Below are 20,141 nucleotides of genomic sequence, written 5' to 3'. Positions count from 1 at the left end.
GGCAAGACGCATGCCGTAGATGCGGTCAATTTACGATCTGTTTACAGACAACCGTCCCCCAACCATGAACCGCCGTCACTTCATCCAATCCGCCGCTGCCTTGCCCTTCATTTCCACCATCGCGGCGGAAAAGCCGAAACGTCTCGTTCTGCGTTCGTCATGGCAGACGGTGAACATCGGTGACATCGCGCACACTCCGGGGGTGCTGGCGCTGCTGGAGAAGCATCTGCCGGAGGTCGAGGTACGGCTGTGGCCGAGCAAGGTGGACAACGGCGTCGAGGAGATTCTGAACGCTCGTTTCCCGAAGGTGAAGATCATTCGCGGCGAGGAAGTGAAGAAGGCGTTCGAGGAGTGCGATTTCCTGCTGCACGGCTCGGGCCCATCGCTGGTCGCGCAGGCGGACGTGGTGAAGTGGTCGAAGGCCACCGGCAAACCTTACGGGGTGTATGGCATCACGTTTGCCTCGCAAGGATCGACCTCGACGAAGCCGTCATCGGACAAGTCGGTCTTGTCCACGATTGAGGTGTTCAATGGCGCGAAGTTTGTGTATTTCCGCGACTCGGTGTCGCTCGAACTCGCGAAGAGCAAGGGGTGCACCTGCCCGCTGATGGCCTATGGGCCTGATGGTGCCTTCGCGGTCGATTTGAAGGACGATGCGAAGGCCGAGGCGTTCCTGAAGGCCCACGATCTGGAGGAGGGCAAATTCCTTTGCTGCATTCCCCGCCTGCGTTACACGCCCTATTGGACCTTGCCTGAAAAGAAGGTGGCAAAGGATGAGACGAAGTTCGCCCGCAACGAGGCGATGAAGGAACACGATTGCAAACCACTGCGCGATGCGATCGAGAAAGTCATCAATCAGACCGATTTGAAGATCCTGCTCTGTCCGGAAGACAAGACGCAGATGGCGGTGAACAAGGAGATGATCTACGACAAGCTGCCGGACGCGGCGAAAGCACGCGTGGTATGGCGCGAGAACTACTGGCTCACCGACGAGGCGATCAGCACCTACCGCCGCAGCGCCGGCCTCTTTGGCCATGAGATGCACAGTCCGATCATGTGCATCGGCAACGGCATCCCCGCCATTGTTTGCCGCTGGGCGGAACAGACGAGCAAGGGCTTCATGTGGCGCGACATCGGCCTGAATGACTGGCTCTTCGACCTCGACAAGGAGGACGAACTCGCCCGCGTGGCCGACACGGTGCTGGCGATGGCAAAAGATCCTGCCGGATCGAAGGCGAAGGCCGCGAAGGCACGCGACTTCGTCATGGGCAAATTCGTCGCCAGCATGCAGGTGGTGAAAACCCATCTGCCGGCTTGATTCGACGGCCAAAACGCGGGCGCAGCAGATTTCCGCGAACTTTTTGGGATGGTTCCGCCACTTCAACCTGTGGCAGGCTGTTCTCGGCCTGCGCCCATGAATCTTGCCGTGGATACTAACCCTGTTCCTTCCTTGCTGGAACGCCTCTTTGCCGAAAGCGCTGAGGAGTTGAAGCGCTTCTTTGCCCGACGGCACGGCGGCGAGGAGGCGGCGCGCGATCTGGTGCAGGAGACGTTCTTGCAGATGGCACGGGGTCTGCGCGACGGGAAGTCGCCGAAATGCGCGCGGGGCTACTTGTTTGGCATCGCGCGGCATGTGAGTCATGCCGTGTGGCGGGAGAAGGACGCGGACAAGGTGCTGCCATTCGACCCTGATACCAACGAAACGCCTGCCCCCGAGCGAGATGAGCGCGTGGAGGCAGCGCGGGAGACGATTTCGGCGCTGGAGCCGGTGCAGCGTGAAATCCTCGACCTGCGTTTCGCCCAAGGGCTGTCGTATGCCGAGATTGCCGAGGCTTTGAGCATCCCCATCGGCACCGTGCGCTCGCGTTTGCATCACGCGGTCGCGGAGGTGCGGCAGCGTCTGGAATCTGAAAACCACTGAACCCCTCACGTCATGAAAACATCGTCCCTTCACGCACTCGTCATCGACCGGCATCTTGGCGAACTGACCCCGGAGGCTGCGGAACTGCTGGACCTGCACCTCGCGAGCAACGCCGAAGCCCGTGCCGAGGTGGAACGCATTCTCGCTTCGCTTTCCGCCATGCATGATGCGGTTCTGCGGCATCCGGAACTGGCGCATGTGCCGCCTGCGCTTGTGGAAAAGGGCGTCGCTTCTTCACCTCGCCGCTTCTTCGTCACGCCATGGCTCGTGCGTGCGGCGGCGGTCGCATTGCTCGCCCTGGTCACGGGCGTCATGGGCTATCACGTCGGCCAATCTGAGTCGCGAACGAGTGCGGGAACTGTCGAAACGCCTGTTTCATCGCCGCGAAAGGCGAGTCCCTGGGCACGCTATCGCATGAGCTTCGATCCTGCGGGCGAGGGCATGCAGGTGGTGCGCGTGGACACGCAGGATCTCAAAACGAACTCCATTCCATGAAACGAATCCTGCATCGTATGCTGACCGGTGCGCTGGCGCTGTGTCTTGCGGCCTGCCTGCCGGAAGAGCGCTTCTGGTGGTCGCCGAAGGGTGACCGTGCGGTCGTTTCCATCGAGGACAGACTGCATGTCGTCACGGCGGCGGGGGAAATCAGCGCGTTGCCGGAAGAACTGTCGATGAAGGATGCGCTGGTGAAGTCTGTGAGCTGGCTGCCGGATGGCAGCGGGTTTGTCTGCCAGCGCATCCGCCGTGTGGCCACCTGGGATGAGATCACAACCTTGATCCCAGAGGAGGAGGTCAAAACGGTGGACGCGTTCATGCCCGCCGTGCTGCCCTTGCTGGAGGTGGCAGGCAGACTGGCGGGTGAGAAGGCGACGCTGGAGACTGTCGTCAAAGCGCTGCCAGTGACTGCGATGCAGCGCTTTGGCGTGGCCATGTACCGTGCGTTTCAAAACGATCCCGCCGCCTTGCAGCGATTCGTGCAAACGCTGCCAGACGGCGACAAGCTCCTGGCTGAACTCAGGAAGGACGCGGCGGGCTTTGAGCTTCAGGAAGTCGTTCTTTTTCACCTGAATGCTCCTGCTGCGCCGGTGTCTCTGGCGCGCAGTCTTTTTCAGCCGTCGCTGCTGCCAAAGGTGTCGCCGCGGCAGCCTTTCGTGGCTTGCTTGAAGCTGGATGAAGAAGAAAAAAGCGCCGAACTGCACGTGCTGCCGCTCGATGGCGGCCGCAGCCAGTTGATCGCCCGCAATGTGTCCGGTGCGTTTGACTGGACGCCAGACGGTCGTTCACTGGTCTTCATGGCACCTCTCGGCGGTGACGGTGAGAAGCTGCAGAGCATCCATCGCGTGCAGGTGCTGGATGAAGCAGGAAAACGGGTGAAGTCCGGTGAGCCGCACACCCTCGCGACTGCCGTCACGCTCAATCGTCCCGCCTTGCAGGTGCTGCCAGACGGTCGTGTGCTCTTCGCCAGCCAGCCGGTCACCTTGCCTGTGGCAGGCACCGGAGCCGAGCTGGAGCCCAGGCTTTACCTCGCTGCCGAGGATGGCGGGTCAATCCAGGCGGTGCCGACCAGCCCCGGGGACCTGCCGACGAATCTCGGCTATTTCGTCGCGTCGCCCGATGGCAGGCACATTGCCGTGGTGGAGAGCGAGACGGACGCTGTGGCCGTCGTGGAAACCGAGACGGGCAAAACCCAGATCATTTCACCGCCGCAGCCGAAGTGGCAGAACCGCACGATGCCCGCCTGGAAGTCCGCCACAGAGCTCACCTTCGCCGCGCTGCATGAAGGACGGCCCGCGTGGATGCTGTGGAGCGAATCCAGCGGCCTGCGCTGCCTCAGCAGCTCCTGGCCGGCCGAAAGCACGGAGAAATGGCTGCACGAAGACAAGGAACGAAAATGAAAACCAGCCTCATCATTTCAGTTCTGCTGCTCACCAGCCTCGCCGCCAATGGCGCGGAGGATTTTGTCCTCTTCGAAGCGAAAGTGCGGCCCGTGCTGGCGAAGCACTGCTACGAGTGCCACTCCGTGGAATCAGGGAAGTCGAAAGGCGGACTGATGTTGGACACGAAACACGGTACGTTGACCGGTGGTGACACTGGACCCGCCGTGGTGCCCGGAGATCCGTCCAAAAGCCTGCTGCTGACCGCGATCAAGCACAGCGATCCCGATCTCGAAATGCCGCCGAAGGAGCCTCAACTGCCGGCGTCCGTGATCGCGGACATCGAAACGTGGATCAAGGCGGGTGCGGCTGATCCGCGTGTGGCGGCCGTGAAGGCTGCGGAACGCCCGCCGGTGGATTTGGAGGCTGGAAGGACGTTCTGGAGCTATCAGCGACCTCAAATGCCAAAATCGGCCGAGACGGGCATCGACGGGTTCATTCGAGCGAAGCTGAAGGAAGACGGTCTGCGACCAGCGGGCGAGGCGGAACCCGTGGTGTTGCTGCGGCGGCTGTATTTCGATCTCATCGGCCTGCCGCCGACGCCGAAGCAGGTGCAGGCGTTTTCGATGGCGAAACTGGAAGCGACCGTGGACGAGCTGCTCGCATCGCAGGAGTTCGGCGTGCGTTGGGGGCGTCACTGGCTGGATGTGGGGCGCTACGCGGAGTCGAACGGCCGTGAGTCGAACCTGACTTTTCCGCATGCCTGGCGTTATCGCGATTACGTGATCGACGCGGTGAATGCGGACGTGCCTTTCGATCGCTTCATCACGGAGCAGGTCGCCGGTGACCTGCTGCCGGCGAAAGACGATGCGGAACGTGCGCGGTTGCTCATCGCGACCGGATTTCTCGCCATGGGGCCGAAGGGCCTCAATGAGCAGAACAAGGCGCAGTTCGCCGCGGATGTGGCGGATGAGCAGCTCGATGCGGTGACACGGGCGGTGCTCGCCAGCAGCATCGCATGCGCCCGTTGTCACGATCACAAGACCGATCCGTTCAGCATGGAGGACTACTACGGGCTGGCGGGCATCTTCAAGAGCACCCAGACCTTTTACGGGAACTGGATTGACTCCGAGAACAACAATCACGGCCGTCTCATCCGCCTGCCGGAGCTGCCAGGACAGATCATCGTCGGCAGATCCATCCCGCAGGCGCGGGTGAAGCAGCTGCAGGCCGATCTGGCGAAGCTGAATGCGGACGAGAAGGCGCAGAACGAGTACATCCTCAAAGCGAAGCTCGAAGGACGCGACATCAGCGGTGAATTCAACAGGCTGCTGGGCAACTCCCTGCGCATCCTGTGGACGCGTGGCGGTGTGGAGGGTGCGCTCGATGCCGTGGACGAGAATGGTCGCGCCCGGCCGTTGTGCATGGGCGTGAAGGACGGCCGGATTCATGATTCGCCCCTCTATGAGCGTGGCGAGATCAGCCATCCAGGCAAAACCGTGCCACGTGGTTTTCCGCGCGTGGTGGATTTGAAGATCGGCATGCCGAAGGACCAAAGCGGTCGCCTCGAACTGGCGAAATGGCTCACCCGCCGCGACAATCCTCTCACCGCCCGCGTGATGGCAAACCGGGTCTGGCGGCATCTGTTCGGCGCCGGATTGGTGCGCACGGTGGACAATTTTGGCTTCAGTGGCGAGCGGCCGAGTCATCCCGAGTTGCTCGACTACCTCGCGATTCGTTTCATGGAAGGCGGCTGGTCAGTGAAGAGGCTGATCAAGGAGATTGTGATGTCGAAGACGTATCGGCAGACTTCTGCGAATGCGGAATTCGGAGTTCGGAATGCGGAGTCCAGTCCGCATTCCACAATCCGCAATCCGCATTTGATCGATCCCGACAACCGTCTGCTGTCGCATGCGAACAAACGCCGTCTCGACGCCGAGGTGATTCGCGATTCGATGCTCGCCGTGTCCGGGCTGCTGGACACGTCACGGCGGCCGGGCTCGCTCGTGGCGGAGCTGGACGGCCAGTCGGTGTCGCTGATCGGCTTCAATTCCAAGCTGCCGGCTGACCTTGATGGCTCGCATCGGCGTTCGGTTTATCTGCCGGTCATCCGGGATCACCTCCCAGATGTGCTGGAGCAGTTCGACGTGGCGAATCCAAACCTCGTCACGGGGGATCGTGATGTGACCAATGTGCCGCTTCAGGTGCTTTACCTTCTCAACGGCCCGTTTGTGCAGGAACAGGCCGCGGCGCTTGCGAAACGATTGATGAAGGAGAAACAAACGCTCCCGGAACGGGTTCGGTGCGCATTCTCACTGTGCTTCAGCCGGCTTCCGGACGCGAGAGAGCAGCATCTGGCCGAGAAGTTCTTTGGAAGCGGATCCCCTGACGAACCACAACTGATGGCGGTCTTCTGCCAGTCATTGCTTTCAAGCGCGGAGTTCCGATTTGCTGATTGAATCCCGACATGAGCTCAATCCAGCCAGTTTTCGATTTTCAAACCGGGGACCTTGTTGAAGTCCTTGATGTTCCGCGTCAGCACGACTGCGTCGTGTTCCAAGGCAATGCAGGCGATTTTGAGGTCTTTGCTGCCGATTTGCATGCCTGCCTTTCGAAAGGCGGCGAATCTGGCAGCGGACTCCATATCGTAGGGGAGTCGGATCAAGTCGCTCAAGATGTCGATGGTTTCGTTGAGCCGGGCGTAGGCTTCGGCCTCGCGTTGCGGAGAGTCTGCCTTGGCGATGTAGGCGAGCCAGCCCCGGAGGGTTTCATCAACGCTGATGATCGAGGTCACGACACCGGACTGCGATGCGACGATACGGCGGCGAAGGTTTTCACCGAGGGTGGTGCCGTCCGCCAGCTCACGGAGGTGATTGGTGTCCAGGATGAACATGAAGCTGTCATGGGGCTTCGGACTTGCGCCATGCCTCGCCAAGCGCCCACGCTTCACGGGTCATCTCATCGTCAGGAAGCCTGCCGAAAACACGACTGCCGTCCTTGCCACTCTTTCGGATCAGCTCACGCACAGCTGCCTGCTTCCGGCGGGCGCGGGCAGCGTCGTCTTCAACGACCAGTGCCGCTGGTTCGATTTCCATTGTCTTCATGGCGCAAGAATACCCGCGACCTCCGGTTTTCCAATCTCATTTTCTGCACGCAATCTGCATGACCAGAATCACCTCCACACTCTTCGCCTTTCTGCTGGGATCGCTTTTGCAAGCCGCCGCAGCACCTGCATGCCGCATCGAAGTCGTCGAAAAAGGCAGCGGCTGGCCGGTGCCGCTCGTGGAGCTGCGCACGACGCACAATCTCAGTTTCATCACCGACAACGCGGGCGTCATCGCCATGGACGCACCAGAGCTCATGGGACGGGAGACCTGGTTCACGGTCATCGGACACGGGTATGAGGTGCCGAAGGATGGTTTTGGCTTTCGTGGCGTCCGGCTGAAGCCGGAGCCTGGCAAAACATTGCGGGTGGAAGTGAATCGCGTGAACATCGCGAAGCGAGTCGGCAGGCTGACTGGCGCAGGCTTGTTCGCGGAAAGCCAGAAACTGGGCCGGGAGCTTGAGTGGAAGGACTCGGGCGTGTTCGGCTGTGACAGCGTTCAGAACGCGGTGCATCGCGGGCGTCTGTTCTGGGCCTGGGGCGACACGACGATGCCGAACTATCCTCTGGGCATCTTCGACATGAGCAGCGCGACAACCTCGGTGCAGCCTCTGGCTTCGCTGGAGCCGCCGCTGCGTTTGAAGTTCGATTACCTCACCGACGACCACGGCAGACAACGTGGTGTGGCGAAGATGCCCGGCAGCGGTCCGACCTGGGTGACAGGATACGTCAGTCTGCCCGACAAGAGCGGCGCGCAGAGGCTCGTGGGCAGTTATGTGAAGATCAAACCGCCGATGGACGCCTACGAGTCCGGCTTGTGCGTGTGGAATGATGAAACGAGCCGTTTCGACCTGTTGCGTGTGCTTTGGACGATGTCGGAGTCCGCGCCGACGCAGAAGCCCATGCCGGAAGGTCATCCTGCCTTTTGGAAGGACGAAAACGGGAACGAATGGGTGTTGTTCGGCAATCCTTTTCCGTCACTGCGCTGCCCTGCGACGTTTGAGGCGTGGCAGGATTCATCGACGTGGGAGGTATTGAAACCACAGTTTGTGCTCGCCGCTGCCGATGGAGCAGCGGTCAAACCGCACAGCGGCTCGATCGCTTGGAATGAGCATCGCAAACGCTGGGTTGCCGTTTTCATGCAGGCCCTCGGGAAACCATCGGCCTTTGGCGAGCTTTGGTATGCCGAAGCCGACGCGCCAACGGGACCGTGGGGGCCGGCGGTGAAGGTGATCACGCATGAGAACCACACCTTCTACAATCCACGCATCCATCCGGAGTTCACACCCGCTGGATCGCCCGTTCTGTTCTTCGAAGGCACCTATACCAAGGAGTTTGCCGATCATGCGCAGGCCACACCACGTTACGATTACAACCAGGTCCTCTACCGTCTCGACCTCGACGACCCAAAACTGAAACCTGCGGGAGAAAAACCATGAACACGATCTTTTCACGACGCGAGATGCTGACGACGATGTCGTCCGGGGTCGGCTGGCTGGCGTTTGCGGCGCTGGCTCAGGGAAAAAGCGGCCTGGCATCGAAAGCGGCGCATTTCGCGCCACGGGCGAAGCGGGTCATCTTTCTCACCATGCGTGGCGGGCCGTCGCATGTGGACCTTTTCGACTACAAGCCGGAGCTGGCGAAGCGCGATGGCAAGAGGGCGGCGCTCGGCCGAGACTCGGCAGGCGCGAAACTGTTCGGCGCGGTGCATCCCTTCGGTCGATACGGCCAGTCAGGCCAGTGGATGACGACGCTTTACCCCCATCTGGCCAGGCATGCCGACGACCTGTGCATCATCAACTCGATGCACACCGACCTGCCGAACCACGCGCAGGCCTTTGTGCAGATGCACACGGGCAGTTTTCAGTTTGTGCGGCCTTCGGTGGGAGCGTGGACGCTTTACGGCCTCGGCACCGAGAACGACAATCTGCCCGGCTTCATCACGCTGAACCCGCCCGCGGACAACGGGGGGGCGCAGAACTATGGCAGCGCGTTCTTGCCAGCGATCTGCCAGGGCACGCGCATCGGCGGATCGCAGCTGCCTGATCTGTATGCCGCGCTGTTGAAGAAGGATGTGGCCCCGGGACCGCCGATGAAGAACATCGAGAACAAAGTCGTGTCGCGTGACCTCCAACGGGCACAGATCGACCTCATTCGCGGGCTGAACGAGCGGAAGATGGAGCGGGACGGCGCTCATCCGGAGATCGAGGGAATGATCCAATCGTTTGAACTGGCGTTTCGCATGCAGAGCGAGGTGCCGGAGGTGCTCGACTTGCGCGGCGAGTCGGAGGCGACGCTGAAACTCTATGGCATCGGCCAGGGGAAGGATCAATTCGCGCGGCAGTGCCTGCTGGCCCGGCGTCTGGCCGAAGCGGGTGTGCGTTTCATCGAAATCGCCTCCGGCGTGCAGTGGGACCACCACAACCGCCTGCGCGAGCAACTGGCGACGAACTGCGCGGCCACGGATCAGCCCATCGCGGCGCTTTTGAGCGATCTGAAAGCACGAGGCATGCTGAACGACACGCTCGTGGTGTGGGCAGGCGAGTTCGGGCGCACGCCATATGCGCAGAGCGGTGATGGTCGTGATCACAATCACAAAGGCTATTCCATCTGGATGGCCGGTGGCGGTGTGAAGGGCGGCCTGCGTTACGGCAGCACGGACGAGATCGGCTACAAGGCGGCGCAGAACCCGATGCACATCCACGACTGGCACGCCACGATCCTCCACCTGCTCGGCCTCGATCACACCAAGCTCACCTACAACCACGGCGGCCGGAATTTCCGCCTCACCAACGTGGGTGGCGAGGTGGCGCCGGGGATTCTGGCTTGAGATAAGGATTGCGTCCGGGCAGGGCGGGAGACTATGATCGGCTCAGATTCAACGCGGAGATCCTGCGTGGATGCTGGTCGAGGTTTTACACGACACTGCCATGAGAGACGATTCCACTGATGCTTCAGAGCTGCCACGTAAAGTCTCATCGGGATGGGGCAAGTTGTTTCTGGGATTGCTGTTTGGCGGGGCTGCCGGTGCCGGCGCTCTTTATGTGACGAAGGTCGATCCTTCGCTGCTGGACAAACTGAAGCCGCAGGAGGCCGCCGCAGTGGCGGTCAGCGCTGCCGTCGGGCCGGAAGTGGTCGAGGAGACCGTGAAGCACGAAGGGCTGCCACGCACCCCATTTGAGATGGGGCAGCTCCCGCCGGGGGAGATGGTCGAGTCGATCAAGATCACACTCGGTGTGGGCACGGATGGCGATCCTTTGAAAGAGCCGGTGGATGTGCACCTCGGGCTCGGCTTTCCGCTGCGGCTGTATCCGCTGGGCGGGATGAAGCGTGAGCCTTCCTTTGCGGCGTTTCCGTTCAAATCGTCCCTCAACGAGATGCTGACCGAGATCGGGCCTGGAAAGATGGCCACGTTTGAGTTTTCGGCGAAGGAAGGTGACGTGGGATTCGACACGTTGGGGACTTCTCAGCAACTCCTGACCGGTGTGAAGTGCGGTGACTTGCAGAGCATCGGGTTTGCCTCCCAGGGGCGCACTGACTGGGTGCTGGCGGGCTATCGCATCGAGGTGAATGGCAAGCTTTTCGCCGCCAACGGCCTGGTGGACGTGCATGCGCAGAAGAAGCTGGCGTCCAGTCGCGAGAGCCTCATGAAACTGCTGCCGGAATACGAGGCGAAGACCAAACGCGCGGATCTGAGCGACTCGGAAAAGGCCGCTCTGAAGACGGAGCACGCTTTGGTGCGTGCCTTGAGCGGGCGTGTGGTGGGGGCGACTCCGTGGTATGAGGAGGCGGATGAAAAATTCCAGCCGGTGCCGATGGCTGGTGCGAAAGTCGAGAGTCTGCGCGTGACACTGACCGGCGGCAGCCAGCCGCAGCAGGGCACACGCAATCCCGTCTATCTCGTGGCAGGAGCGCGGAAGTTCCTGCTCTCCTCCGAGGCCGATCCGTTGTCCGATGACGAAAAGCCGCGCCTGTTTGACATCGCTGCCTTCGAAGTGGCGATGAATCCGCTGACGAAACAAGCGCTGGACGCGCCTGGCGTCGGTGTGATCGGCAGTGGAGCGCCTGCGGGCAAGATTCCAGATCGTGCGCAGCTCCAGCGCGTGCAGGTCGAGGCGGACGGACAGGTCATCTATGACAGTGACAAGCAGGCGGACGACAAGACGCTGCTGCCTTCGGTGCGTTTGACGCCGGTGGCGCATTTCGACGAGTCGGGCGGGCTGGTGCGCACCCCGGCCACAGGAACAGAGATCCCCGTGTGGATGTCGGGAGCGAAGCTAGCGGGCGCACCTGCGGCCACGCCACTGCCGCCGGAACCCCAGGTGCCGGTTTTGCCGCCGATTGTCGGCCCGCCCATTGGTTTGCCGCCGCCACCATTGCTGCCGCCGGTGCGCACGGTCCTGCCCGGCGGACTGCCGCCCCCGGGCGGAGGTTTGCTGCCGTTTCTGAATGCGCTGGCTCAACTGCTTTTCCCGCTGCCGCCGCCAGCGGCTCCCTTGATCAGTGGTGTGCGCATCACGCCGACGACTCCGATTGTGCGTGATGGAGACGCGGTGACGGTGACTTGGGCTGTTGGTGGCAACACGTCGAACATCGCCGCGTGGCGTGTCGATCTGTTCGCCGTTCTGCCGCACAAACCGGCGCCAGTGCTCATCACGCCGATGTCCACGTTGATCGGCGTGCCAGCCGGATCCACCGCGGCGGTGATGCCCCCGATCAACCGTGCCGCCGTGGCCGGTTTGCTCGCTCCCGGGTCGGCGGAGGCGCTTTATCTCTATGTGCAGCCGCGTGTGACGGCGCTCGGCCCGTTGGGAAATGTGATCACGGCGGCGAATGGCTCGCTGCTGCCGTTGTTCCCGGCTGGGACGCCCACGGCAGCCGTCAGTCTGCGTCGTGGCACCGTTTTGCGGCCGCCTCCGGTGCTGGCCAGTGCGGTGGCTCCGAGTTTCCAGGTGACTCCGGCCGTGACGCCACCGTTTTTGAATTTGTCCGCAATGCCGCTGGCTGATCCGCTCGCGATTCGCAATGCGTGGAGCCTCACCGCCGAGCACGGCAGTCACTTCGGGCTGTTGTTTGCCAGCCATGAGAACATTCCCGGAGCAGTGACCCTGCCTGCGTGGAGCACAGCCTCACGACCGACGGGCGACGGAGCGGAGACGATCACGATCCGCTTTGAAGGCTTTGTGCCTTGGCCGCCAGCGGGTGCGAACGGACTGCGCTCCATCGCCCATGTGGGTTTTGTCGGCGGATCATCGGCGGTGACGACGGGCCAGATCCTTGCACGGGCGGAGCTTAGCAGCGGCCCGCTGCGTCGGAATTTGTCGGGCTCGGCCGTTCTGGGCTTCACGCAGCCGTTTTTCATGATTCAAACGACCGCGCCGATCCCCGCGGCTCCTTTGACGAAGTCCCAGCCGCTGATGCTGGTTGACATGCCGCTGCGTTCGGATCGTCTGGGCGCGAACAACCTGGTGGGCTATCCGCTCGATCCGGTCAACGGTGCGGCTTACTCTCTCGCGGGGCCTCCTGCCTTCAATTTCGCCGCCTACACAGCCCAGGCGGGCACCGGCACGATGTATGTGACGGTGACTTACATGATCATGATGACCACGGGCGATCTCACCGACTCCGTCGGCGTCATTGGGGCACGTCTCGTTCCTGACAACACACCATGAAAACGCTCACGCTTCTTTTATTCGCCTTGGGTGTCGGCGTCTCTCCGGCGGCAGACGGCGGAGTGCATGGCCGCGTCTATGGTCAGGATGAAAAAGGGGCCAACCTGGGGCCGGTGGCGAATGCGCAGATCGAATTGAAGAGCGAGGCAGGCGGAGGGGTGGTGACGGCAAAAACGAACGAGTTCGGCTACTACCAGATCGCAACTCTGAAAGCTGGAGCTTATCGCTACAAGGTCACAGCGAGTGATTTTCGCATCGAGGACGAGCAACGCGGCTTCGCCATGCCGCAGGACACGCGTGAGTTTGTGCATGACTTCCTGCTCACAAAGGAAGTGAGGCCCGGCACGCCTCCCAGCGGCATCGCGCAGTCAAACATCGTCCAGCCTGCCGTGCATGGCCGCGTTTACGGACAGAATGAGAAGGGCGAGAACCTCGGCCCGCTTCCAGGAGCCAAGATCGAGCTGCTTTCCGGCCCGGGAGGCACGGTGGTGGCCACGGCGACGGCCAACTCGCCCGGCGGCTACTACGAGATCAAGAACCTGCCGCCCGCCGATTACGGGTATCGTGTCAGTGCCGTCGGATTTGAGACCGAGAACGCCGGACGCGGGTTCACCGTGCCGAAATCGACGCTGGAATACGTGCATGACTTCCTGCTGTCGAAGACGCCGCCGAAGCGAGATCGTTGCGACCTCGCCATCCTGGTGGTGAAAGTGATCCGCAGCGGCAAAGATCGCTCCACCGACGCACGTCTGCCGGTGGCGAATGCCAAACTGCTGCTGCAGCCGCAGGGAAGCCAGCAGGCGCCGGTGAACCAGCCCTTCGTGACGGATGCCAGGGGCGAATACATGGCGAAGCTGCTGGGCGAGGGCAGTTACACCGTCGCCATCGACGCTCCGGAGTGTGAACCCTTCACCGGACCGCTGGTGGTGAAATGCGACAAGGACGGCTCGGTTATTTTCGAACTCGAGCCCTGCAACGAACTGCAGCACGGCTACGTGCGGGTGATGCTCAACGATGGCTGGGGACCCTCGGCACAAGCGAAAGCCGCGAGCGAACGCGCCTGGCAGCGAGCAGGGAAGGCGGGGCCGGTGGATTGCGCGCTGAATTACGCGCAAGGCCTCACACGCCTCAGCTCAGGCGACTACGGCGGTGCGCAGCAGAGTTTCGCCGCAGCCATCGGCCAGAAGAGCGACGCGGCGGTTTGGGACCGTGCTTGTGAGGCTCGTTTGTGGATGCATCTGTGCCTGCATCAGCCCGGACAGGCGGTGAAGGAAATCCGCTCCCTGGTTCAGCGTCATTACGCCAACCGTGCTGCCACACCAGCTTCGAAGGACACGGCGCACGTGTGCGGCATCGCGCTGGGTTTGATCAAAGGGCCGTGGCGTGATCAAGTGGGCGCCGGGGATGCGGTTCTGCTCGAAAGCGAGCTGCTGGGCGCGCTGAAAGGCGAACTGCAGGCGGAGTGTGCCAAGGCTCGCGATCACGTGACGGCTGAGCACGACAAACTGAAAGCCGCCGAGGACGCCGCACGAAACAAACTCGTGGCCGAGGTCACGGAGAAGCGGAATGCCGAGATCTCCCGCCTGATGGAGCGGCAGAGCGTCCTCAGCCGCGATGTGGCCGCGCTCGATGCGGAGATCCAGACGCTGCAGACGACGGTGAACGGGTTTGACCAGAAATACCGCGTTCAGATCGTCGGCTTCATGCAGCAGCGGCAGCAGATTGCCGCGCAGATCGCGCCGCTGCAGGCTCGTTTTCAGCAGATATCCGCCTGCATGGCCCAGGATCAGGTGGAGCTGCGTGGAGCAGCCCAGCAGCAGCCGCCGATCACGGAAAAACAGACGTTCCAGCCCGGCATGCGCCAGGAAATGGGCAACTCGCAGGCCATCCTGGCCGAGATTCAACAGCATCAGGTCGAGATGCAGCAGATCCGCACCCAGATGGCCGCGATCCAGAACCAGGATGCGCAGATGGCCGCGCAGATCGCGAATCTGCAGAACCAGTTCCAACGCGAGGTCGGCAATGCGCAGGCCAGCCTCAACAGCAAGCTCCAGCAGCGCGAGCGGATGGCGAACGAGTTCGACACGCTCGACCGCCAGCGTGTCGCCCCCTTTGATCCTGCTGCCTTCACGACACCGGAGATCGATGATCTCGCCCGGCGGCGGAACTCGCTCAAAACGTATTCCGATCTGCCGTTGGAGCCGCGCCGGGAGGAGTTGCTGGCTCAATTCAATTGCGGAGCCGCCAAGGAGCCGAAACGGCCAGCCAATTCGGTTCCTGGCGTATCGATCAACGAGCCGGCCATCACCGTGAAGCGTCCCGCCGCTGTTTCCGCCGCCACTCCTGGCTCCAGTGTCATGCGGGCGCTGCCTGCCTCGCCGGTTTCAACCGTTCCGGCGATCAACCAGCCGCCAGTGACGCCCATGCCGGTGAATCCTGCCACGCCCCCTGCGAAACCACTGCCCGCAGCAGCCACCGCCGTCAGGCCGCCGCCGAATGCCGGCGATCCGGCGGAGGTGGTCGTCAGCAACAACCACACCGGCGCGGTGCGTGTGTTTGGCATCAGCATCGGTGCTGAGCGTGAGCAGTTCGTCCGTTCCCTGCAATCGGGCGAAGAGGCCATGATCCCCGCCAAAGTGGGCGAAACTCTCATCATCAAGGCCACCACCGGCGGCCAGGAGCTTCAACGCCGCACCATCGGCAAGAAGCTGGAGGTGCTGAAGGTGGGGGGACCACGAAACTGATCACGGTGCTGCCTGCACTGCCAGACGGATGAAGCGGCGGCCGCCGCTGCTCATGGGTTGTGCGTCACGGACGACCAGAGTCGTTTCGGTGTCCTCCACCACGATGGTGTGGCCAGCACCGGAGTGCCAGGTGGCCAGATCGTCGGAGACTTCGATCTGATAGCTCACATCGGTGCGTTTCATCCGCCGCGGCACTGTGAGGGTCAGGTACTGCTCTCCGCTGCTGGAGGTGAGGCTGCCAGCAGGCATTTGCAATGGGGTCGCGGGCATAGTGGCATTCAGGCCGAGCGCGTACTTGATCAAGTTGGCCAGTTGGTCCGTGGAATTGACGGCGGTGTCGGCACCGTAGGTCGTGCGCCAGGCGGCCAGGGTGGCGGGAATCTGCCCGTCGAGGGTGAGATTCCAGGTGATTTCGTCATTGAGCAGGCTGCTCGTGTCGAGGCGCACAAACGGTGTCGGGTCCTGAACCGTCGCGGTCACCGTGTGGCTGCCGTTGCCGATGAAGTCTGAAAGCGTGGTCAAGGAGGTGCCGGTCTGGCCAGCCTGCGTGACGCCATCGATCTTCCAACTCACTTGCAAGGCGAGGCCGCTGGAGGGTGACTTCGGGGTCACTTGGAAAGACAGCGTGGAAGGCGTGGTGACGGTGGCTGTGGTGGACTCCGGCGAAAAGTCATCGAGCGGACTGACGCGGCTGTAGTATTGCAGCACGAACTGCTCGCGATTCACCTGACCGCAGGGGCGATTGAGGTTTTTCATCAACGAATTGTTGTGAGGGCGATACCAGCCGGACGTCCGATACATGGAGCCTTCGAACAGGCCGGCCAGCGCATCGTAAGTCAGTGTTTCGGGAGTTGGAACGGGAGTGGTGGCTTCAATCCAGTGATTCCACCGGATCAGTTCACGCGTGGTCTGGGCGGTGTTGTTCGCACGTTCGTAGGGCGTGTAGATGAGGTACTCGGTGTCGTATTCGTCCGCCAGTTGAGCGAAGGAATGGCCGATCTCATGTTCAACGACGGCGGCACTGAGCGAATGAATCGACGCCACCGAGATGCTGCCGCCTGAGCCGCCGTATTTGGTGTCGTTCACCAGCACCACGGGCACATCGTACTCAGGCACATGCTGGTTGAGCAAGGTGTATGCCCTGGTCGAGCCGTTCCCGGCCAAAGTCAGCAGTTGGGACACCGTCGGCGTGTTGAAACCCGTGCTGAAGTAGGTGTCGCGAGTGCCGTTCACGCCACTGGTGTTGCCGTTGTCGCAGCCGCTTTGGTTCGAGGCGATCTCGATGCGGTAGATGTTGCAGTAGCTGCGATACTGCTGCCACGGCTCCTTGGAGAAGAGGAAGTTCACCGCAGTGTTCACGTGCGTGGCGAAGTTTGGCATGTCTGCCGTGGTGTAACCCTCCGACAGGAACACCACATTGATCCGCTGGGAACGTGGGCCGTTCTCTTCGACTGCGACCAAGGTCGCGGTCTGTGCCTGGAGCAGCGTTTGCATGCCCAGGAAAAGCAGAATGGCGATGGCAAGCCGGTGACTCATGGAATCGGCAGGGTGGCCAGCAACTGGCCGAGGGGTTCCACGTCCAGCGCGGCGGGTTGTGAACCGGCGAGGCGGTAAATCTTCACCCATTTCGCTCCTGGAGTCGCCGGCATGCGCACCTGGGTCATCACGTCATCGGTCAGTTTCAATCGGGCGGCCTGCGGCTGGCCGGACGATGTCGCCACGTTCGGATCGAGGACGACGCAAGGCTCATCCGGCGCCGCGCTCGTCTCCTGGGCCAGCGCCCGGTGGCTGGCGTCCAATACCCGCACGCACCACATGCCTGGCTGCCACGTCATCGGGCCACGGCGGCGATGAAAATCACCCTCCACACGGTCAGCCGCGTCCAGGGAGATGACGCCTCCACGCAGCGCCAGTCGATAGACCTGCATCACGGATTTCCCGCCATTCAACACGAGCGCGGGACGAGGCTGCACGGACGCCTCGGGAGGTGCGGCCGGCTGAGGAGCGGTTGGTAGAACAGGGCTGGCTTCCGCCTTGGTTTGGGCGGTTTGCGGGCGGTTCTGCCCTCCTGCATCGTGGGTGATTCCGGGTGCCGGCAGGAACCAGACCGTGAGCAACACCAGCGCCAGCAGAGCCAGCGCGGCAATCAATGCATTGGAAGACCTTTTAGGCATTCAGGGTGTCAGACTTGCAGAATAGCCGATCACAACGCCCGCTGCCATGCCAAACTTGATCTCAGGCGTGCCGGCCCTTGAAGGTCAGTTCGGCGACGCCGCTCTTGTCGAGTCCGCCAAGACCGAGAGTGACCATTTTGTCATACTGGGCCTTCGTGGCGTCGTTGAGCGGGAGGTTGAGGGCGACCGACTTTGCGATGTCGGCGGCGATGCCGCTGTCCTTCGCGGCATGCTCGGCAGAGAACCAGCAATCGTGCTCGCGGGCGACCATGTCGGCGCTGTCGGTCTCCAGAACCCGGGAATTGGCTCCGGTCTGGCTGAACACCTCGCGGATCATGCCCAAATCGTGGCCCAGGGCGGCTGCGAGGCCCAGACCTTCGGCAAGGCCGGCGGTATTGATGTTCATGACCATGTTCACCAGTGCCTTCACCTCCGCCGCACGGCCTGGACCGCCGATGAAGCGGCGGTTCACGCTCATCTGCTCGATCATCGGCTGCACCTGGTTGTAGATGGCTTCATCGCCAGCGAGCATGAGGTAGAGCTTGCCTTCGCGGGCATGGCTGATGGATGACGCCATGCAGGCTTCGAGGCTGTGCGCGCCCGCTTTTTCGGCGGCGGCATAGACCTCACGGTGGATCGTGGGCGAAAGCGTGGCGCAGTTGATGAAAATCTTGCCCTTGGCGTTCGTCAGCAGGCTGTCGCCGCTGGCGAGGAAAATGGCGCGCATGGCGGCGTCGTTCGTGACGACGGTGAAAATGACATCCGCGGCGGCGGTGACATCGGCCAGCTGCGTGCAGGCCTTGCAGCCGAGTTCCGCGGCCAGTTCAGCGGCGGCCTGGGTGTTCACATCGAGCACGGCGGTGACGCTGTAGCCACAATCTTTGAGGCGACGGGCCATGTTGGCCCCCATTTTGCCGACTCCGACGAAAGCAACGGTTTGAGACATGATTGGTTGGGTGTGGTTGGATTACTTGAACTCGGGATAGAATGGATTGTGCGCCTTTTCTTCTCCGACCGTGGTCAACGGCCCGTGTCCGGGGCAGATGACGGTGTTGTCAGGCAGGGAGAAAATCTCCTGGCGATTCGTGGCGAGAGCGTCGGCATACGAAACCATGCCGCCGCCCATGCTGGAGGCAAACAAGGCATCGCCGACGACGGCGACGGGGCGCTCAAGGCCGCTCACCACGTAGGTGATGCCGCCTTTCGAGTGCCCCCAGGTGCTGCGGGGCTCGATCTTGAGGCCGCCGGTCTCCCAGCATTCCGTTTCGCCGAGCTTGAACGACGTGGCGCCATCAAAGGCCTCGCGTTCATGCACGAAGGCGGTCACGGCCCCGTCAGCGGAGAGCTTTTTGAGGTCGAGGATGTGGTCCGGGTGCGTGTGCGTGATGAAGATGAGGCTGAGGTTCAGGCCATTCTTCTCGATGAAGTCGATCATCGGCGAGGCATCGGCCCCGGTGTCGAACGCGACGGCATTTTTCGTCTCCGGGTCCCACACGAGGTAGGCATTCACGGTCATGTCCTGCCAGGTTGTGTTGAACTGTGCCAGCCCCGGAAGCCGCACCTCGAGCGGACGCCAGGCGTTTTGCGACATCGTCACCAACGACGGGCCATGGAGATTGAGATGCGGGGCCAGCCGGAGCAACTGCGCGTAGTCCGCCTGGCCACCACGGGCGGCGACGATCTCATCGGCGGTGAGCCCGGAAAGGGCGGCGAGCTTTGAATCGCTCAAGGCGAGGCCGCGCTGGGCCTTGGCGAGCACATCATTGAACAGATCTTCGAGGGGAATTTGCATCGTGGCGATTCAAGACCTTCTACGGATGATGGCAAGGTTTTATGTTTCAGCCGGGCATCCCTTGCCTGTCAAAACTGCTCGCGTAACATCCGCGCCGCATGCCTGACCTCGACATTCGTGAAATCCACATCCTCCGCGGCCCGAACATCTGGGCGAACTATCCGGTGATGGAGGCGTGGGTCGATCTCGGCAGCTTGAAGGACACCGGCTCGGACGAAGTGCCCGGTTTCAACGAACGGCTGAAGGCCTGGCTGCCCGGCATGATCGAGCATCGGTGCAGCGTGGGCGAGCGTGGGGGCTTTTTTCAGCGTCTCGACCGAGGCACCTATCCGGCGCACATTCTCGAGCATGTCACGCTGGAGCTTCAGACCCTGGCGGGGCATCCGCTGGGCTTTGGCAAGGCCCGCGAGACTTGCGTGGAGGGTTTGTACAAAGTGATCGTCCGTTTCGATGACGAGGTCGTCGCGCAGGAGTGCCTGCGGGCGGCACGTGAGTTGCTTCTCGCGGCTTACACAGGTGGCAGCTTCGATGTCGCGGCGGAGGTGAAGCGCCTGCAAGACGTGGTGGACCGCAATGCGCTTGGTCCGAGCACGAAGGCGATTGTCGATGCGGCCAAAGAACGCGGCATCCCGTGGCGACGCTTGCAAGAGGGCCGCAGCCTCATCCAGCTCGGCCAAGGGGCGAAACAGCGCCGCATCTGGACGGCGGAGACGGATCGCACCGGTGCCATCGCGGAATACATCGCTCAGGACAAGGATCTCACGCGCACCTTTTTGAAGCAGGCCGGCGTGCCCGTGCCGGAAGGCCAGACCATCGGCAGCGCGGAGGAGGCCTGGGAGGCGGCGCTGGATATCGGCCTGC

At 62.2% G+C, this 20,141-nt stretch carries 15 protein-coding genes and 1 pseudogene; 10 read left to right on the top strand and 6 right to left on the bottom strand.

What is annotated here, in order from left to right:
- Window positions 1-64 precede the first annotated feature (64 nt).
- The 5 genes from IAE77_RS17835 (at window position 65) to IAE77_RS17815 (ending at window position 6,254) form a co-directional block, all read left to right on the top strand.
- Window positions 65-1,318: a polysaccharide pyruvyl transferase family protein gene (locus IAE77_RS17835; protein ID WP_294229305.1), complete on the top strand. Its 1,254-nt coding sequence runs from the start codon at window positions 65-67 to the stop codon at window positions 1,316-1,318.
- A 96-nt stretch (window positions 1,319-1,414) separates the two neighbouring features.
- The gene (locus tag IAE77_RS17830; protein ID WP_294229302.1) at window positions 1,415-1,921 is read left to right on the top strand and encodes a sigma-70 family RNA polymerase sigma factor; all 507 of its coding nucleotides are present in this window, start codon (window positions 1,415-1,417) and stop codon (window positions 1,919-1,921) included.
- A 12-nt stretch (window positions 1,922-1,933) separates the two neighbouring features.
- Window positions 1,934-2,416 (top strand): hypothetical protein, encoded by a 483-nt coding sequence (locus IAE77_RS17825; RefSeq protein WP_294229299.1) that lies wholly within the window; start codon window positions 1,934-1,936, stop codon window positions 2,414-2,416.
- Window positions 2,413-3,816 carry a hypothetical protein gene (locus IAE77_RS17820; RefSeq protein ID WP_294229297.1) on the top strand — a complete coding sequence of 468 codons (1,404 nt, stop codon included), beginning with the start codon at window positions 2,413-2,415 and terminating at the stop codon, window positions 3,814-3,816. Before IAE77_RS17825 ends, IAE77_RS17820 begins: the two co-directional genes overlap by 4 nt.
- Window positions 3,813-6,254: a PSD1 and planctomycete cytochrome C domain-containing protein gene (locus IAE77_RS17815; protein ID WP_294229294.1), complete on the top strand. Its 2,442-nt coding sequence runs from the start codon at window positions 3,813-3,815 to the stop codon at window positions 6,252-6,254. Before IAE77_RS17820 ends, IAE77_RS17815 begins: the two co-directional genes overlap by 4 nt.
- 14 nt (window positions 6,255-6,268) lie before the next feature.
- Here the strand turns inward: IAE77_RS17815 and IAE77_RS17810 are convergent, their stop codons facing one another.
- Window positions 6,269-6,688 carry a type II toxin-antitoxin system VapC family toxin gene (locus tag IAE77_RS17810; protein ID WP_294229291.1) on the bottom strand — a complete coding sequence of 140 codons (420 nt, stop codon included), beginning with the start codon at window positions 6,686-6,688 and terminating at the stop codon, window positions 6,269-6,271.
- 7 nt (window positions 6,689-6,695) lie between these two features.
- Window positions 6,696-6,899: a hypothetical protein gene (locus IAE77_RS17805; RefSeq protein WP_294229288.1), complete on the bottom strand. Its 204-nt coding sequence runs from the start codon at window positions 6,897-6,899 to the stop codon at window positions 6,696-6,698.
- Between the two features lie 58 nt (window positions 6,900-6,957).
- Here IAE77_RS17805 and IAE77_RS17800 point away from each other — a divergent pair, with 58 nt between their 5' ends.
- The 4 genes from IAE77_RS17800 to IAE77_RS17785 all read left to right on the top strand — a co-directional run bounded on the left by IAE77_RS17800 (window position 6,958) and on the right by IAE77_RS17785 (window position 15,314).
- Window positions 6,958-8,337, top strand: a complete 1,380-nt coding sequence (locus tag IAE77_RS17800) for a hypothetical protein (RefSeq protein ID WP_294229284.1) — start codon at window positions 6,958-6,960, stop codon at window positions 8,335-8,337.
- Window positions 8,334-9,728, top strand: a complete 1,395-nt coding sequence (locus tag IAE77_RS17795; protein WP_294229281.1) for a DUF1501 domain-containing protein — start codon at window positions 8,334-8,336, stop codon at window positions 9,726-9,728. Before IAE77_RS17800 ends, IAE77_RS17795 begins: the two co-directional genes overlap by 4 nt.
- 100 nt (window positions 9,729-9,828) lie before the next feature.
- The gene (locus IAE77_RS17790; RefSeq protein WP_294229278.1) at window positions 9,829-12,570 is read left to right on the top strand and encodes a hypothetical protein; all 2,742 of its coding nucleotides are present in this window, start codon (window positions 9,829-9,831) and stop codon (window positions 12,568-12,570) included.
- A complete protein-coding gene (locus tag IAE77_RS17785; protein ID WP_294229275.1) occupies window positions 12,567-15,314 on the top strand; it encodes a carboxypeptidase regulatory-like domain-containing protein in 2,748 nt (915 codons plus the stop codon). Before IAE77_RS17790 ends, IAE77_RS17785 begins: the two co-directional genes overlap by 4 nt.
- On the opposite strand, the gene IAE77_RS17780 is transcribed toward IAE77_RS17785, so the two are convergent.
- The 4 genes from IAE77_RS17780 to IAE77_RS17765 all read right to left on the bottom strand — a co-directional run bounded on the left by IAE77_RS17780 (window position 15,315) and on the right by IAE77_RS17765 (window position 19,280).
- Window positions 15,315-16,850, bottom strand: a complete 1,536-nt coding sequence (locus IAE77_RS17780) for a M64 family metallopeptidase (protein WP_294229271.1) — start codon at window positions 16,848-16,850, stop codon at window positions 15,315-15,317.
- Window positions 16,847-17,488, bottom strand: a complete 642-nt coding sequence (locus tag IAE77_RS17775; RefSeq protein WP_294229270.1) for a hypothetical protein — start codon at window positions 17,486-17,488, stop codon at window positions 16,847-16,849. The genes IAE77_RS17780 and IAE77_RS17775 overlap by 4 nt, the downstream gene beginning before the upstream one ends.
- Before the next feature lie 61 nt (window positions 17,489-17,549).
- Complete coding sequence (locus tag IAE77_RS17770; protein ID WP_294229266.1) at window positions 17,550-18,434, bottom strand: NAD(P)-dependent oxidoreductase; 885 nt, start codon at window positions 18,432-18,434, stop codon at window positions 17,550-17,552.
- 21 nt (window positions 18,435-18,455) lie between these two features.
- Window positions 18,456-19,280 carry an MBL fold metallo-hydrolase gene (locus IAE77_RS17765; protein WP_294229264.1) on the bottom strand — a complete coding sequence of 275 codons (825 nt, stop codon included), beginning with the start codon at window positions 19,278-19,280 and terminating at the stop codon, window positions 18,456-18,458.
- Window positions 19,281-19,378: 98 nt separating this feature from the next.
- Between IAE77_RS17765 and IAE77_RS17760 the strand changes: the two are divergent.
- Window positions 19,379-20,141 (top strand): annotated as a pseudogene (locus tag IAE77_RS17760) (cyanophycin synthetase); the annotation flags it as partial.

The sequence above is a fragment of the Prosthecobacter sp. genome (assembly GCF_014879935.1).
Lineage (GTDB): Bacteria > Verrucomicrobiota > Verrucomicrobiia > Verrucomicrobiales > Verrucomicrobiaceae > Prosthecobacter.
Note: the sequence above shows the minus strand (reverse complement) of the source record. Positions and strands in the feature narration are given on the sequence as shown.

Excerpts from the sequence above, each read along its gene's own strand:
- IAE77_RS17770 (WP_294229266.1), bottom strand. The coding sequence starts at position 18,434 with ATGTCTCAAACCGTTGCTTTCGTCGGAGTCGGCAAAATGGGGGCCAAC.
- IAE77_RS17765 (WP_294229264.1), bottom strand. The coding sequence starts at position 19,280 with ATGCAAATTCCCCTCGAAGATCTGTTCAATGATGTGCTCGCCAAGGCC.
- IAE77_RS17815 (WP_294229294.1), top strand. The coding sequence starts at position 3,813 with ATGAAAACCAGCCTCATCATTTCAGTTCTGCTGCTCACCAGCCTCGCC.
- IAE77_RS17785 (WP_294229275.1), top strand. The coding sequence starts at position 12,567 with ATGAAAACGCTCACGCTTCTTTTATTCGCCTTGGGTGTCGGCGTCTCT.
- IAE77_RS17805 (WP_294229288.1), bottom strand. The coding sequence starts at position 6,899 with ATGAAGACAATGGAAATCGAACCAGCGGCACTGGTCGTTGAAGACGAC.
- IAE77_RS17835 (WP_294229305.1), top strand. The coding sequence starts at position 65 with ATGAACCGCCGTCACTTCATCCAATCCGCCGCTGCCTTGCCCTTCATT.
- IAE77_RS17830 (WP_294229302.1), top strand. The coding sequence starts at position 1,415 with ATGAATCTTGCCGTGGATACTAACCCTGTTCCTTCCTTGCTGGAACGC.
- IAE77_RS17795 (WP_294229281.1), top strand. The coding sequence starts at position 8,334 with ATGAACACGATCTTTTCACGACGCGAGATGCTGACGACGATGTCGTCC.
- IAE77_RS17825 (WP_294229299.1), top strand. The coding sequence starts at position 1,934 with ATGAAAACATCGTCCCTTCACGCACTCGTCATCGACCGGCATCTTGGC.
- IAE77_RS17790 (WP_294229278.1), top strand. The coding sequence starts at position 9,829 with ATGAGAGACGATTCCACTGATGCTTCAGAGCTGCCACGTAAAGTCTCA.
- IAE77_RS17810 (WP_294229291.1), bottom strand. The coding sequence starts at position 6,688 with ATGTTCATCCTGGACACCAATCACCTCCGTGAGCTGGCGGACGGCACC.
- IAE77_RS17775 (WP_294229270.1), bottom strand. The coding sequence starts at position 17,488 with ATGCCTAAAAGGTCTTCCAATGCATTGATTGCCGCGCTGGCTCTGCTG.
- IAE77_RS17820 (WP_294229297.1), top strand. The coding sequence starts at position 2,413 with ATGAAACGAATCCTGCATCGTATGCTGACCGGTGCGCTGGCGCTGTGT.
- IAE77_RS17800 (WP_294229284.1), top strand. The coding sequence starts at position 6,958 with ATGACCAGAATCACCTCCACACTCTTCGCCTTTCTGCTGGGATCGCTT.
- IAE77_RS17780 (WP_294229271.1), bottom strand. The coding sequence starts at position 16,850 with ATGAGTCACCGGCTTGCCATCGCCATTCTGCTTTTCCTGGGCATGCAA.